This is a genomic window from Candidatus Eisenbacteria bacterium (assembly GCA_018831195.1).
GTDB lineage: Bacteria > Eisenbacteria > RBG-16-71-46 > CAIMUX01 > JAHJDP01 > JAHJDP01.
Map to the genome: position 1 here is coordinate 21,449 of JAHJDP010000114.1, position 14,243 is coordinate 35,691.

A 14,243-nucleotide genomic window follows, 5' to 3' on the forward strand; every position below is an offset into this window, starting at 1 on the left:
AGAGGATCACTCGATATTTTGGACCTGCTCCCGGATCTTCTCCACTTCCTCCTTGAGGAAAACAACCTCACGGGCGATTTCGACATCCTGGGCTTTGGAGCCGATCGTATTGATCTCCCGATTGACCTCTTGCAGCAGGAAATTCAGTTTGCGGCCGGCGGGGGCCGGATCGGCGATCCAGTGGCGGATCTGCCGGATATGCGATCTCAGCCGCACGCACTCCTCTGTACAATCAAAGCGGTCGACGAAGAGAACGATCTCCGCCTCGAGACGGAAGCGGTTGAAGTCCCTCTCCTGACTCATACTATCGATCTTCTCGGCCAGACGCTGCTTCCCCTCGGCCAGCCACTTCGGCAACCGGACCTCGACCTTTTCCAACTTTTCCTCCAGCGCCAGCGTACGCGCCGTCAGATCGCGGGCGAGCGCCTCCCCCTCTTTGATGCGCATGCTATTCACATCATCCATGGCCTTTTGAATCATCGGCTTGATTTGGGACCAGAGCCCTTCCTCGTCGATTTCCACGGGCTCGCGGATCAGAACATCCGGCATCGTGAAGAGCGCCGTCATGTCCAAAGATCCCTTCACCCCAAGATGGGCGCGAAGGGACTCGGCCAGCTCGAGGTAACGCCTCGCGTTGGCCTCATTGATCTGAATGTCGGAGAGACCTTCCTCCTGTCCGTTCATTGTAATGGATACGTGTATCTTACCGCGCTCCAGCTGCTCGGTTATAATTTCCCGAATTCTGTTCTCCATATGAGCGATGGATTTGGGGACGCGGGCGGAAACCTCGCAATACCGATGGTTGAGGGAGCGTATTTCGACGCTTGTTCGTTGTCCCGCTTCATCTTTGTCTACGCGGCCATATCCTGTCATGCTTCGAATCATGGAGCCTCCCTGGACCTGTTCTCCTTCATTGAGTGAGCTTTACGCTAGGTCTTCTCGGGGACGGGGTCAAGGAATGGGGCGCCTCCAACCGGATCAATACCGCAGGGAGGATGCGACTTCGGCCTCCATCCCGCCCTCCTGTGGACAAGGGATGTCCCGCCCCCTATCCTGGAGAGTTGTTGCCGGACGGATAGGACGGGGCCGGCATGGATCTGACCGGCTCGGCGGGCCCGCCCATGAAGAAGGCCCGCGAGGGTGTGAAAAGAATAAGGAGAGTGTGATGAACCTATCGCTTCGCAGACCGGAGAATCAGCCACTGATCGATTATCGCGGTGATGATGCAGCATGGAAGAAATATCAGGAAGCGCTTAAGGGCATTCCGAAGGATTTTGATGTCCCGATGATCATCGGCGGCCAGGAAATCAGGACGGCGGAGAAGATCGAGTCGTTCGATCCCTCGACAAACAAATTATTCTGCACGGCGCAGAAAGCCACCCGCAGGGAAACCGATATGGCGATTGAGGCGGCGCTCGGCGCCAAGGCCGCCTGGGCGTCCCTGCCGCCCGAGAATCGTATTCTCAAGTTTTTGGATCTCGCACAGGTCTTGTACAACCGCCGGCATGAGATCTGCGCCGTCGCCGCGCACGAGTGCGGATACAACGCCGTGGAAGTCTCCGGTGGTTGGGGCGAGATGATCGATTTCATCCGCTTCAATGCCTATTACTACTACGAATTGCACAAAACACAGCTCGGACCAAACCCCATCGAGACAAACAGCCTCGCCCTTCGCCCGTTGAAAGGATTCACCAGCGCCGTGACACCTTTCAACTTTCCGATCGCCATCGGTTACAACCTCCCCACGGTGATGGCCCTCTGCGGCAACACGGTCGTCTGGAAGACATCAAGCGATACGCCGATGGTCTCCTGGATGCTGATGAAGGCGATCGAAGAGGCGGCTTTCCCCCCGGGCGTGATCAATATGATTACCGGCCCCGGCCGGGAAACGATGCCCCCGGTGATCGAGCATCCCGAACTGACGGCTCTGAACTTTACCGGCGGATATGACACGGCGCGGTTTATCTCCGACAAGCTTTATACAAAAGAGATCGAGCGTTTCCACTTCCCGCGTTTCGTCGCCGAAACCGGCGGCAAGGACTTCCTCGTGATCGATAAGGATTGCGATGTCTGGGATGTGGCGGCCTGTATCATCGCCGGCGCCTTCGGCCGGAGCGGCCAGAAATGTTCAGCCAACAGCCTCGTCCTTCCGCATGAATCGATCTGGCCGGATTTGAAGGAAGCCCTTCAGGCCCAAATGAAGAAGTTCAAAGTGGGCAATCCGCTCGAACGCGACGCCGATATGGGCCCGGTGATCAACCGGTCCGCCTATGAAACCATCACCGGATTCATCAAACGCGGTCTTGAAGACTCCAAGGTCTCGACCGTTTGGGGCGGCGAGTTCAGCGACGCCAAGGGGTTGTATATTCAACCGACGATCTTCGAGGTGGCGCCGAATCGCCATGAGCTGCTCAATGTCGAGATCTTCGGACCCGTCACCGCGGTCCATCCCTACAAGAACTTTGACGACGCCCTCGACATCATTAAGAGCAACACCTACCGCCTTACCGGGTCGGTCTGGTCGAATGATGAATACTTCCTCGAAAAGACCGTACCGATCCTGCGGGAGTACGCGGGCAACTTCTATATCAACCGCAAGACGACCGGGGCCAATGTCGACCAGCAGCCTTTCGGCGGTGACGGCGGCAGCGGCACCAACTGCAAGGCGGGCGGTATCTGGTATCTGCTCCAATTCATCTCGCAGGGAACGGTCTCCAGGCGCCATGCGCGGGTTCTGAACGACCCGGGAATCTGGGGCTGGAAATAAGATATAAGGACCTATCGTGACCCTTAGAATTGAAACGCCGCCGCTCACGCGGGGCGTCCACTGCAACCGAACATTGAATATCGGCGCGATCAAAGCGCTCGGCTACGACATGGATTACACGCTGGTCGACTACAACGCCGCCCGCTGGGAGCGAAAGGCCTACAAATACCTCAAGGCGAAGCTCCTCGCCCGCGGCTGGCCGGTCGAGTCGCTGGAGTTCAATCCGTCTCTGGTCATCCGGGGATTGGTGATCGACAAGGAACTGGGGAACGCCCTCAAGGTCAACCGCTTTGGTTATGTTAAAAAGGCCTTCCACGGCACTCGGCCCCTCGACTTTCACGAGCAGCGCCGGGCCTACTCACGCATCATCGTCGATCTGACGGAGAAGCGGTATGCGATGATGACGACGATGTTCTCGTTATCCGAGTGCTGTATGTATCTTCAAATGGTCGATCTGCTCGATGCTGAGAATTTGTCGGAGAGAATCGATTATCTCGATCTTTACAGTATTGTCCGGTCCGATCTTGATTCAACACACCTGGAAGGACTCCTCAAAGAGGAAGTGCTGCAGCACCCGGAACGCTTTGTCGATCTGGATGCCGATACCATACAAACGCTGCTCGACCAGAAACGCGCCGGGAAAAGACTTCTGCTCATCACCAATTCTGATTGGCCTTATACACGCGATATCATGAATTATACCTTCAATCGCCTGCTCCCCAAGGGAACCACATGGAGAGATCTCTTTGAGCTGACCATTGTCAGCGCGCAGAAACCGGCCTTCTTCTCGAGGCACCATCCCCTCTTTGAAGTGGTGAGCGAAGAGGGTCTCCTCTCTCCCTGTATCGGCCCGCCGACCCGTCCCGGTATTTATCTCGGTGGCCACGCCGACCTGGTCGAGGAGTATCTCAGTCTCTCCGGCGATGAGATCCTTTTCATCGGCGACCACATCTACTCTGACATACACATTTCAAAGGATATTCAGAGATGGCGGACCGCCTTGATTCTACGGGATCTTGAATCGGACATCGAAGCGGTGGAGGCGTTCAGAGCCCAGCAGACCGCGCTGACGGATTTGATGAAAGAGAAAGAGCAGCTTGAATTTCAATGGTATCAGGCCCGGCTGCAGCAGCAGCGCTCGGCGGCGGAGGAGCCGCAGACGGATTCCAAGAGGGGCGCGAAGAATCCGGACCGGTCGGCCGATGAGATCCGCAACAAGTTATCGCATCTCGATGACAAGATCGCCCCGCTGGCGAAGGCCGCGGCGCAGTTGAACAATGAGAACTGGGGTCTTCTCATGAGGGCCGGCAACGACAAGTCTCTTCTCGCGCATCAGATGGAGATGCATGCGGATATCTACACCTCACGCGTCTCGAACTTTCTCTTTCAGACGCCCTTCGCTTTCTTGCGATCGAATCCGGGGCATTTGCCGCATGAGGTTTAAGGGCTCTTTAGAACAGACTCCAGCTCTATCTCATCCCGGATCGGGATCCCATGGAAACCTATTTCCGGTATCTCCGGCTTCAGCCGGCGCGATTCCTCAATGGCGTTTCGATGGACGGCGACAAGGGTGAAATCACGCTTCTGATAGAATCGAAGCGTATCTACATTATCATTGGTCGTGATCAGCCAGAGCTTATGACACCCGGCCATCGCAGCGACGAGGCGGACGCTGTTGATGAGCTCCGTGCCGATACCCGCATTCTTAATAAGGCTGTTCAGAGTGACAATTTCGCACCCGGTTTTTTCAATGCAATAGGTCAGCAGGCCGATCCGTTCACCGTTCCGGACCGCGAGAAAGCCGGGTAGTTCATCGGCGGCATGCATCCGGCCCCGTGAGACGGACCGCTCCGACCCCCAGTGTTCCCGCAGAAGATGGCTGACCCAGCTGCGGTCGTCTCCGCACAATGGCCTGATCTCAAAATCAGGAACTCTATACGAATCATCATTATGCATTTTCAACTCCCACCTCAGTTGAATTATTCGCTAGAATGATCTCATTCTCAATCGAAACAATACGTTTCCAAACTGATTTAGACAGGGGCCTCAAGTCGATGATTCAAGTCAACGGTCTTCGCAAGAGTTTCGGTTCGATGGCAGCGGTCGACGGCGTCAAATTCCGGGTCGACGCCGGCGAGGTCTACGGGTTGCTGGGACCCAACGGCGCCGGCAAGACGACGACCATTTCCATGCTTTGCGGCCTGCTGCATCCCGACGGCGGCGAGATTCTCATTAACGGCAACGATCCATGGGGATCTCCCGATGAGGTCCGGCGCACCATGTCGGTCGTGCCGCAGGATTTGGCGGTTTACGAGGATCTTACGGCAAAAGAGAATTTGGAGTTTTGGGGCAAGTTATACGATCTAAGCGGCGCTCCGCTTTCCCGCCGTGTCGATGAGGTTCTCGAGACTATCGGACTCAAAGACCGGGCCTGCACGCGGGTCTCCACCTATTCGGGCGGCATGAAACGCCGGCTGAATCTCGGTATGGCGCTGATACCGAATCCAAAGGTCCTGCTTCTTGATGAACCGACGGTGGGTATCGATCCGCAAGCCCGCCTGCGCATTTTGGAGCTTGTTAAATCACTCGCCGCCGATGGCGTCGCCGTTCTTTACACCACACACTACATGGAGGAGGCGCAGGATATCTGTGACCGGATCGGCATCATGGATGGGGGAAAGATCCTGGCAACGGGAACACTGGAGGAGCTGACCCGGCTGGTCGGCGAGGGGGATCTGGTGACATTGCGGGGTGAATTCACACCGGATGATCTCAATACCTACTTAAAACAGGGTCCAGGACTTAAAATTATCCGGGCCGAAAAGGGATTTGCTTTACTCTCGCTTGACCGGGCGGCCGCGAAAATGAGCCAATTTCTGGAAGAGCTCTATGGCTCATCTCTCAAGATCCAGGATCTCTCGATCAAACCGCCGACGCTTCAAGATGTCTTTATCAAATTGACCGGCCGCGAGTTCAGGAATTAGGCGGCGTCATGGGAAAGCTTCTCTGGCTTCTGCGTAAAGATCTCCTGCGGCGCTTCCGCTCACCGGCGGGGACGCTGATCGCCCTCTCCTTCCCGCTCGGTATCATCATCATTATGGGGCTCGTCTTCCGCCCCCACGCGGGCCGCTCGTCCCTGCCCGCCGTTGAGGTGGCCCTTGTGAATGAAGACACGGGATTTCTAAGCCGTCTTCTCATGGGAGCGATCTCTCAAGATCGCGGCGACGCGAGACTCTCCGTTCATATGGCGGAATCCTATGATGAGGGTCTTAAATTGGTTCGGCGGGACAAGGTTTCCGGGCTCTTAAGAATCCCGCCGGGATTCACTGATTCGCTGATGCAGCAACAGCCGACACACCTTGACGTCGTTAAGAATCCGTCACAGAGCATCATGCCGCAGGTCATTGAAGAAGGCGCCGGAGTACTGGCCGTCTACCTCACCGCCGGATCGCGTCTCCTGGCCGAACCAATCATGAGGATCCGCGAGGCCTCCACAACCGATTCGCTTCCCTCTGATCTTCTCGTCAGCGATATCTCACAGCAGATCAATCAACGGATCCGCGGCGCGTCTAATGTTATCTTCCCTCCCATCCTGAGTGTTTCAAAAGACACGCTGGCGGCGGCATCGGAAGGGAGCGGCGGCGGATACAGCCCCTTCGCCATGATGCTTCCAGGTTTTGCCATCATGGGCCTCCTTTTCCTGAGTGAGCTAGGGCTGGCCGACCTCCTGCGGGAAAGTCAAACGGGAACCCTGCGCCGTCTCCGAACGGCGCCCTTTGCTTCTGGATGGATCATTCTTTCAAAACTCATCCTCAGCGTCATCATCGCCTTTCTCGGCTTCATTATCCTGATGATCTCCGCATCGCTCGTTCTCAATGTCACGTGGGGCTCGCCGCTCGCTATCCTGACGGTCGGTTTTGCCACCGCCCTTGCCGCAACCGGGATTATCGCGCCGCTCTACGGCATTCTGCGCTCGGAGCGACAGGCGGGTCTCATCAGCACTTTTGTTATCCTGGCGATGTCATTCGTCGGGGGGAGTTTTTGGCCGAGAGAGATGATGCCTCCCTCCTTCCAGCTTCTGTCTCCTTTTACATTAAATCATTGGGCCCTCGAGGGATTCCGGGCGTTGCTGCGCGGGGACTCGATCGGCGCCGCCCTCGGCGCCAGCCTGCCGGTTCTGCTCCCGGTGGCTTGTGCCGGCTGGATTCTGGGCGTGTTCATCTTGCGGCGGCTGATTGAGAGGCGGGCGTAATGCAAAGGCTGAATCATATCATCGCCTTGGCCGCGACGGAGATCCGGCTCACTCTTCGGGACCGGGGAGCCCTGCTTTGGATCTTTCTGATGCCCCTCGTATTCGGTTTTTTCTTCGGAAGCGTGATTCCATCCGGCTCATCGAGCGGGAGTTCCGTTGCGCTGAATATTGTCGATCTGGACCTAGACATTCTCTCAAGGCAACTTGTCTCATCACTGCAGGGCGAAGGTTTCACCACCACGGTTCACGACACGATGCCCGCCCGGGACAAGCTCTATCGAGCTTTGATCATTCCAAAGGGCCTGACGCGAAACATCCTCTCGGGACAGCGGGATTCCCTGCAGTTCATCCAGACCAAGGAAGCCGGCACGACGGGAACGATGGCCGCCCAGGTCAGGATTCACAAAGTTATCGTCCGGACCCTGTCGGCATTGACGGAGACTTTGGCGGAGACACCGGCAGAGACGGGGGAGAAACATGAGGTCACGGAGAAGGAGTTGAACGCCCTCTTTCAGCGGCCGGATCTGGTAACGATAAAGACTACCACGGCGCGTGCGGATCGGGACACACCGGGCGGTTTCAAACAATCGATGCCCGGCATGATTGTCATGTTCGTGCTGCAGATGTCGTTGATTTACGGCGGGATCTTTATGGTGCTGGACCGGCAGACCGGACGTCTGCGCCGCCTGGCCACCACGCCGGCGGGACCGCTGCAAATTTTTCTCGGTAAAATCCTCGGCCTCTCGATCCTCGCTCTCATGCAGACCTTTGTATTGGTCGTTGTCTCACGCTTCCTCTTTCATCTTCATTGGGGATCTCCCATCGCTCTGTCCATATTGATTCTCGCTTACATTTTTAGCGTCGCCTCGCTCGGCATCACTCTGGGCGCCTTCGCCAAAACGCCGGAGCAGGCCCGCGGCTTGGGACTTCTCTTTACCATGATCCTCTCGTCGCTGGGAGGGTGCTGGTGGCCGATGGAGATCGTCCCAAAGGCGGGGCAGATCTTCGGTCATCTTTTTCCAACGGCCTGGGCGATGGACGGAATGCATCAGATCATCTCTTTCGGCAATGGCGTCTCCGCCATTCTCATGCCGGCGCTGGTCCTTTGCGGCTACGGCCTTCTGTTCCTGCTGGCGGGCACCGCCCTCTTCAGGAGAGTTTTATGAACAGCGAGTCCTACGGAATGACATCCAGAATTCTGCGGGCCGTGCAGGTCGCTGTCGAGGCGCACTCGGGGCAAAACCGCAAAGCGTCCGAGGTCCCCTATGTGCTTCACCCTCTGGCCGTGGCCGCGAAACTTGTCGCTCTCGGCAGCGCCGAAGACATGATCATTGCCGGCATTCTTCACGATACCGTCGAAGACACCGATCTCACGTCAGAAATGATCAAGAGGGAATTCGGTCCCGAAGTTATGCGGATTGTTGAAGGGTGCTCGGAGCCCGATAAGTCGGATACCTGGGAGAATCGGAAGCGGCATACCCTCGAAATGCTGAAGACGGCGCCGGATGATGTTTTGATTGTTTCCTGGGCCGATAAATTGGATAATATTCGTTCTATCCGAGACGACATGGCACGGTGTCATGAATCAATCTGGAAACGTTTTCGCCGGCCGCGGGAAAGCCAGGAGTGGCTGTTTCGATCCTTGCTCCAGGTCTTTGAAGACCGGATGAAAAACAGTCCGCTGGATGAGCTCGTCGAGGAATTCCGCGTTGAGGTAGAGCGTGTTTTCGGGCCTCAGAAGTAGGCGTTCTGCGCCCGGTTTCAAAGAAGCTGAGACAAGAAAGTCTTTGCGGGAACCACCAGCGGATCCCGGGGCGAAGCGAAACAATCCGCATCCACATATTCAGCATCAATGATCACCTGAAATGCGAAGGGCGCTTTGACTTGGTCCTGGAAATACCTAAGGTTCCGGCTCAGCGATTCATCCCGATATTTGACTTCGACCAGGAACCAGGGCGTCCCATCACGAACCACTACAAAATCGACTTCGCGCTTTTCTTTATCCCGCAGGTAGCCGAGCTCGAACTTTCCCAATCCCATATCATTCCAACCGTCCACGGCCTTTAGAAGATGGCATGCTACAAATGTTTCGGATTTGTCGCCCGCATCATCGATGGAAGCCCAATCCCGCAAGAACCACTTGGGCTCCTTCCGCAACGACCGGGAAACATTCTTGGACCATGGCCTGATGTAAAAACCAAGGTGGAAGTGGCGCAGGGTATCGATCCATCGGCGGATGGTGTCGACGGAAACTCGCACCTCCTTCGCCAAATTCCCATAAACAAGCTGATGGGCCGATCGACCGGCAAGGTGCCTGACCAACAATTCCAACTGAGCCACCTGCTGTATCTGTGTCAAATCCCGGATGTCCTCTCGAATGAGTTGCTCCAGCCGCAATGACTGCCATCGGCGGCTGAAGCGGCGATCGCGCTTTAAAAAAGGCTCCGGATAACCTCCGTGCTCCCAGAGGGCGTCGAATTCGGCCGCCTTGACCCGCTGTGGTGATCGCACGATCCGCTTCGGGTCGGGAAGATCTCTGGCGATCGTTTCGGCAAGCGAGAAGGGGTGCATGTGGTAGAGGAAGTAACGGCCCATCAAGCTGTCTCCGCCGCGGCGATAAATATCCATGCGGCTGCTGCCCGTAACGATGATGTGAACTTGGTCGGCACAGGTGTCAAAGAAACCCTTAAGAAACGATTTCCACTGAGGATATTTGTGCAACTCGTCAAAAAGAGTCGTCGGCTTCGTTTCTGAGAGCCGATCGAGTTTGAGAGATTTGATGAGCCCGTCCGGCCCGGCAAGAATTTGTTCCCGGTCATCGACATTGTCCCAGTTGGCATAGGCGCCGGCGTGATTCCGGCATGTGGTCGTCTTGCCCACCTGCCGCGGGCCACTGACAAAGATCATCTGTCGGTGGTGTTCCAAATGCTCCGCGATGATCGCGTCGTAGAGGCGTTCCCTGGTTTTCATACTGACTATTATCGGTAGCATCGTAGAATAGTCAAGACCATTTTACGATGGCCCTAATAATAGTCGGGGCTTCCGAAGAGAGGGGATCTTTTGCCCCGGGGGCAAAAATCAGCACAGCTTATTATTTATCAGAGGGATGCGAAACCGAGGGATCCGTTAAGCGCAGCAGCAATCCCCCTTCTTGCCGAAGGCCGCCATGATCGCCCCGGTGGCGCAACCGACACCGGCCCTGACCTGGATCGCTTCCGTGGGGCAATTCCGGGCGCAGGCGCCGCATTCCATACAAAGATCCCGGTCGGTCGTTCTCACTTTGCGGCCAACGATTTCGAGGACCCCATGCGGGCAGACGATGACGCACATCCCGCAGCCATTACATTTCTCTTCGATAAGGTTCAAGGTCACGACATCCGCAAGATATTTCATCATGGTATCGGCTCCATACTAATGGGTTTCGATACTGCCGGCGCCTAAACAAAAAACAGGCGCGCGATCCAAAACACCAGCCCTATAACAGCACCGGCGATTTGGGCGGGAACCGCGAAATGCATCTCCCTCTTCACCCCGGACAGTGATGTATAGGTTGACGCCCCGGTATAGTTCATCGCCATGAAGGCCGTGATCGCCGGCGTCAACATCAGCCAGGCAACCGCCTCAAGCCGGTCGCCGGGACTCCTCAGGGAAAGCAGACCCGTGCCCCAGAAGATGGCAACGAGGGCCAGGCCGATAAGGGCGCCCTTGATGAAGAACGCGCGGCCGGGAATCCACGGCAACAGCATTGGCGTCACCACGCCCCCGGCAAGATAGGCAATAAAGATTAGAAGCGCCGCTCTCAATCCGCGCCCCGGCAAGAGGGCCGGATCGTATCCACTCCGGTGAATTCCCGCCAACAGCAGAAAGAGAACCATGGCCATCATTGTATAACCACACCATTGGACAAGCTCTACCGGCACGACGGCCAGGCGGGCGGGAAGGTCGAAGCGGACACGGCGCATCCCGGGTGTGGCTTTCTTGCCATTCTCAAGAAAACGGCGGATGTCGCCCGCCAATACCGGGCCATAGATGACGCGAAACCCGGACCCTTTCTTGATCTCATGGGCGGCGACGCCGGGCGCCCCCAGCTGCGGGAGGATCAGTTCGCGATGGGAGACGATCTCAGCTAGACGGGTCTGCTGCACGCGATGGATCAACTCACCGGTGCCGAAAGTCCCTTTGCCGGCGGCGCACCAGACATTGATGCCTTTTGTGTCGAGGACCAAGATCCAGGCATCCAACCGGCCCAGGTCCTTTCGGAGCGAGTCAAAAGTCAATTTATAATTGGCGGTGACGAGAACCGGGGACTCGGTTGTGGGATGACCGGCGGCGTAGAGGCCCGGGGGAACGGCGTAATTCATCCGGCCGATATTCCAGCGCACCTTCATGCCGCCGATTCGGTCGGCCCGCGAAAGTATCGTTTTAACAATGGGTATGTGCCCAGCCGGCGTCTCAATCGTCCCTGCGGTCCACGCTGTATCGGCCGGCAGAGCACCCTCTTCCTTTAAGGCGGCCGGCGTTATCCCGCAGCAGCCTGCGCTTTTCTTATCCGGTTCTTTCAAATGGATACCCTAATGCACAACCATCAGCTTCCGTGTCCAGACGCCCGCGCCCTCAACCGAAAGCCGCGCGAAATAGAGTCCGGCCGAAGCCGGATGGCCGCCGTCGGTGAGGCCGTTCCATAAAACCGAGCGTTGTGCGCCATCGGCCGGCGTTGTTCCCCGCGCGAGACTCCTGACAAGACGGCCGGAAAGATCATAGAGATCCAACCGATATGATACCCCCGCTGCTGGAATGTTAAATGCGAAAGAAGCGGCTCCCGATGCGGGATTGGGCATTGGTTTTGACAGCCAAAGCCTGGCGCCGGCCATGATGCCGGGAACAGCGGTTGTCGCACCTTCCACCGCCACGTCATCGATAAACCATCCGCCGTCGGTCGCGGCCCCGTCGGAGCCGAAGCGCCAGCGCAGCTGCACCCAGGCGCCGAGATTGGAAAGATCGACCTCGATTTCAACCCACTCGGCACTGTGGCCCGAGAAACAGGGCCGGCCCGGCGCGAAGGGGCTCGCCGGATTGGAAATGATGGTGTGTGTATAACCGCCGACCGGCGTTATCTCCGTATAAGCGCCGCCCTCGATCGATACCTCGAGAACACCGCCGTCCCAGGCTTCGGTGGCGCCTTGATCCTCCGCTTCGATCCAGTGCCAAAAACGCAACGTCGTGTTCTCGCCGACATTGATCAACTGCGTCTCAAGGGCGCCGTCGGCGAGATCATTATAATTGCCGGATCCCGCCCCGCCGAATTTCCAGCAGTACTGACCGCCGGGCGTGTGATTTCTCTGTGTAGAGATGTGCCATTGATCCGAATAATTGGCCGAAACGATTTCGTGACCCCAACTGAAAAATCCCAGGGTGTCCGATACGCCGATGAGAAATCCGAGGTCCTGATCATGCCGTTCGCTGCCGGTGAGATTGAGATTGAGGGTCACCGCCTCAATTACAGCGCCCGCATTTAATGTTAAAGCGTAATCGGGAGTCCCTTCAGCGGAAGCATCGGCGGGCAGATCGCCGTATGCTGACAAGGCCTGATCGATCGTTACGCCTTGGCCGCCGGGTTCGGTTAGGGTCCCGGTAACGCCTAGGATATCCGTCCCCACATTTGAAATCGCCGTCGGGATCAAAATGCTTTCGCCTGGATCGAGACAGCCGTTGCCGTTGCCGCCGGCGGCGTCATCCAGCTGCCACGCGGTGAGGAGGAGATTCGGCAGTGTCTCAACGGTGATATCGGCTTCCATCAGGTCGCCGGAAGGGGTGTTGATCAAAACCGTGATTTGCGTGGGCGCATTATTGTAATCATTTGAGCTGGGATCGCTCGTCGCGCTGAATTCATAGTTGCCGCTGCTGCCGGGATAGGGGTCGCCGTCATCCGCCCCCTCGCCCGCCTGCAAATTGTATAAGCCGTCGGCCTGTTCAACCATCACCAGCGGATGCCATTCGTTCTGGTTGCCGCTGACGTTTTCGTCGACGTGATAGATCACAAGACCTGCGCCGTCGATATACGCATCATCCAGAACCTGCTGCCGATTCTCGATCATAAAATACTCATTATCAGGCAGCCCGTTGGTCCAAACAATATAAGCGACGGCATGGTCTTCGACGCGCGGAAATTCGACATCCGTCAGATTTGTTTCGGGTATGACCGGATCCAGGAAGCCGAGTTTCATCTTCGACCAGGCGCAGAAGTGCACCGGGGTCCGGCCGCCGTTCCCCCAGCTGCCGCCGGACATCATCCCCCACGAACCGATGCCGCTCGAAGAGTAATCGGTGTCATAGAGATCGGGCAGCCCGAGGACATGGCCGAATTCGTGGCCGAAGACGCCGCGCTCCCCATCTTCAGGTTCCATTGAATAACTCGATGTGGTCACGCCGTCAACGCTCTGGGGCGGCATCGACCAGGCATGGGAGTGAATATCATTGTCGCTGCCCGTTGTCTCGCGTCCCGGACCGGCGTGCACGACAAAGAGAGCGTCGACGATCCCGTCATCATCGCCCGAATTGGGAATCCCATCGGGTCCATCATTGTCAAACTGCGAGAAATCGACATCGGGATCGGCCGCGACGACCGCATCCTCGGCGAGCTTTTGAGCGTTGTGCGGATAACTGCCGAAGCCCGCCTGCCCGTCGACATAGTAGTCATATGATTCCGGCATCCGGATCCAGACGGTGACGACGCCGGTCACACCGAACGCGCCGTAGGAGTTTTCAATGTAATAGTCCCGCATCGATCCGGCCGGATAGGTCTCCTCGGAGAAGAGCAGATCCCAGTAATGCTGCTGCGGGTAATCGCCCTGGTCGGCGACATTGTCATCAAAATCGACGAGGATGACGAGGGCTTGGCGTTCCGTCGCCGCCATCGCGTCGCCGCTCCGCAGCCATCCGGCCGCCGAACCGAGAGGTTGATTCACGCCACGCGCCCGGGCCAGGATCATGCTCTCGACGTGTTCCGCCAAACGCCCCTCTTCCCGCAGCTGTTGTACAATATCGGGATGCAGGGACACCGCCTGTGCGCTTTGCGTCAAGAACCCCAACAGGAGCAGGGCGGCGAAGGCAAGGGCGGCGGCTATTCCATGGCGTGCTTCAGCTGTGATACGGGGACGCATACCGGGTTCCTCCTCAAAGAAATCTTTGCGACGGCAGCCATCATGTCAAACAGCTCAAAAACTG

At 57.1% G+C, this 14,243-nt stretch carries 12 protein-coding genes; 6 read left to right on the plus strand and 6 right to left on the minus strand.

Features of this window, described 5'->3' with window-relative positions:
- Positions 1–6 precede the first annotated feature (6 nt).
- The gene (locus tag KJ970_19510) at positions 7–885 is read right to left on the minus strand and encodes a YicC family protein (protein ID MBU2693110.1); all 879 of its coding nucleotides are present in this window, start codon (positions 883–885) and stop codon (positions 7–9) included.
- A gap of 280 nt (positions 886–1,165) precedes the next feature.
- Here KJ970_19510 and KJ970_19515 point away from each other — a divergent pair, with 280 nt between their 5' ends.
- On the plus strand, positions 1,166–2,767 hold the full coding sequence (locus tag KJ970_19515) for an aldehyde dehydrogenase family protein (GenBank protein ID MBU2693111.1): 1,602 nt from the start codon (positions 1,166–1,168) through the stop codon (positions 2,765–2,767).
- A 28-nt stretch (positions 2,768–2,795) separates the two neighbouring features.
- Entirely contained in the window at positions 2,796–4,211 is a 1,416-nt protein-coding gene (locus KJ970_19520) for an HAD-IG family 5'-nucleotidase (GenBank protein MBU2693112.1), read from the plus strand.
- On the opposite strand, the gene KJ970_19525 is transcribed toward KJ970_19520, so the two are convergent.
- Positions 4,208–4,723, minus strand: coding sequence for a GNAT family N-acetyltransferase (locus KJ970_19525; GenBank protein MBU2693113.1), 516 nt, complete (start codon positions 4,721–4,723; stop codon positions 4,208–4,210). The genes KJ970_19520 and KJ970_19525 overlap by 4 nt on opposite strands.
- 98 nt (positions 4,724–4,821) lie before the next feature.
- Here KJ970_19525 and KJ970_19530 point away from each other — a divergent pair, with 98 nt between their 5' ends.
- Genes KJ970_19530 through KJ970_19545 form a run of 4 tightly spaced genes read left to right on the plus strand, consistent with a single transcriptional unit; the run spans position 4,822 to position 8,763 of the window.
- Positions 4,822–5,751 (plus strand): ABC transporter ATP-binding protein, encoded by a 930-nt coding sequence (locus tag KJ970_19530; GenBank protein ID MBU2693114.1) that lies wholly within the window; start codon positions 4,822–4,824, stop codon positions 5,749–5,751.
- Between the two features lie 8 nt (positions 5,752–5,759).
- The gene (locus KJ970_19535) at positions 5,760–7,019 is read left to right on the plus strand and encodes an ABC transporter permease (GenBank protein ID MBU2693115.1); all 1,260 of its coding nucleotides are present in this window, start codon (positions 5,760–5,762) and stop codon (positions 7,017–7,019) included.
- Complete coding sequence (locus KJ970_19540; GenBank protein MBU2693116.1) at positions 7,019–8,185, plus strand: ABC transporter permease; 1,167 nt, start codon at positions 7,019–7,021, stop codon at positions 8,183–8,185. Before KJ970_19535 ends, KJ970_19540 begins: the two co-directional genes overlap by 1 nt.
- Positions 8,182–8,763 carry an HD domain-containing protein gene (locus KJ970_19545; GenBank protein MBU2693117.1) on the plus strand — a complete coding sequence of 194 codons (582 nt, stop codon included), beginning with the start codon at positions 8,182–8,184 and terminating at the stop codon, positions 8,761–8,763. The genes KJ970_19540 and KJ970_19545 overlap by 4 nt, the downstream gene beginning before the upstream one ends.
- A gap of 17 nt (positions 8,764–8,780) precedes the next feature.
- On the opposite strand, the gene KJ970_19550 is transcribed toward KJ970_19545, so the two are convergent.
- The 4 genes from KJ970_19550 to KJ970_19565 all read right to left on the minus strand — a co-directional run bounded on the left by KJ970_19550 (position 8,781) and on the right by KJ970_19565 (position 14,179).
- A complete protein-coding gene (locus KJ970_19550; GenBank protein ID MBU2693118.1) occupies positions 8,781–9,926 on the minus strand; it encodes an AAA family ATPase in 1,146 nt (381 codons plus the stop codon).
- Between the two features lie 219 nt (positions 9,927–10,145).
- Complete coding sequence (locus KJ970_19555) at positions 10,146–10,415, minus strand: 4Fe-4S binding protein (GenBank protein MBU2693119.1); 270 nt, start codon at positions 10,413–10,415, stop codon at positions 10,146–10,148.
- 41 nt (positions 10,416–10,456) lie between these two features.
- Positions 10,457–11,407: an acetyl-CoA synthase subunit gamma gene (locus tag KJ970_19560; GenBank protein MBU2693120.1), complete on the minus strand. Its 951-nt coding sequence runs from the start codon at positions 11,405–11,407 to the stop codon at positions 10,457–10,459.
- Between the two features lie 183 nt (positions 11,408–11,590).
- Positions 11,591–14,179 (minus strand): M6 family metalloprotease domain-containing protein, encoded by a 2,589-nt coding sequence (locus KJ970_19565; protein ID MBU2693121.1) that lies wholly within the window; start codon positions 14,177–14,179, stop codon positions 11,591–11,593.
- Positions 14,180–14,243 lie beyond the last annotated feature (64 nt).

Bases quoted from the DNA above. Each gene is read 5' to 3' on its own strand.
- KJ970_19555 (MBU2693119.1), bottom strand. From the start codon at position 10,415: ATGATGAAATATCTTGCGGATGTCGTGACCTTGAACCTTATCGAAGAG.
- KJ970_19550 (MBU2693118.1), bottom strand. From the start codon at position 9,926: ATGATCTTTGTCAGTGGCCCGCGGCAGGTGGGCAAGACGACCACATGC.
- KJ970_19560 (MBU2693120.1), bottom strand. From the start codon at position 11,407: ATGAAGGTGCGCTGGAATATCGGCCGGATGAATTACGCCGTTCCCCCG.
- KJ970_19510 (MBU2693110.1), bottom strand. From the start codon at position 885: ATGATTCGAAGCATGACAGGATATGGCCGCGTAGACAAAGATGAAGCG.
- KJ970_19525 (MBU2693113.1), bottom strand. From the start codon at position 4,723: ATGCATAATGATGATTCGTATAGAGTTCCTGATTTTGAGATCAGGCCA.
- KJ970_19535 (MBU2693115.1), top strand. From the start codon at position 5,760: ATGGGAAAGCTTCTCTGGCTTCTGCGTAAAGATCTCCTGCGGCGCTTC.
- KJ970_19565 (MBU2693121.1), bottom strand. From the start codon at position 14,179: ATGCGTCCCCGTATCACAGCTGAAGCACGCCATGGAATAGCCGCCGCC.
- KJ970_19515 (MBU2693111.1), top strand. From the start codon at position 1,166: ATGAACCTATCGCTTCGCAGACCGGAGAATCAGCCACTGATCGATTAT.
- KJ970_19540 (MBU2693116.1), top strand. From the start codon at position 7,019: ATGCAAAGGCTGAATCATATCATCGCCTTGGCCGCGACGGAGATCCGG.
- KJ970_19530 (MBU2693114.1), top strand. From the start codon at position 4,822: ATGATTCAAGTCAACGGTCTTCGCAAGAGTTTCGGTTCGATGGCAGCG.
- KJ970_19545 (MBU2693117.1), top strand. From the start codon at position 8,182: ATGAACAGCGAGTCCTACGGAATGACATCCAGAATTCTGCGGGCCGTG.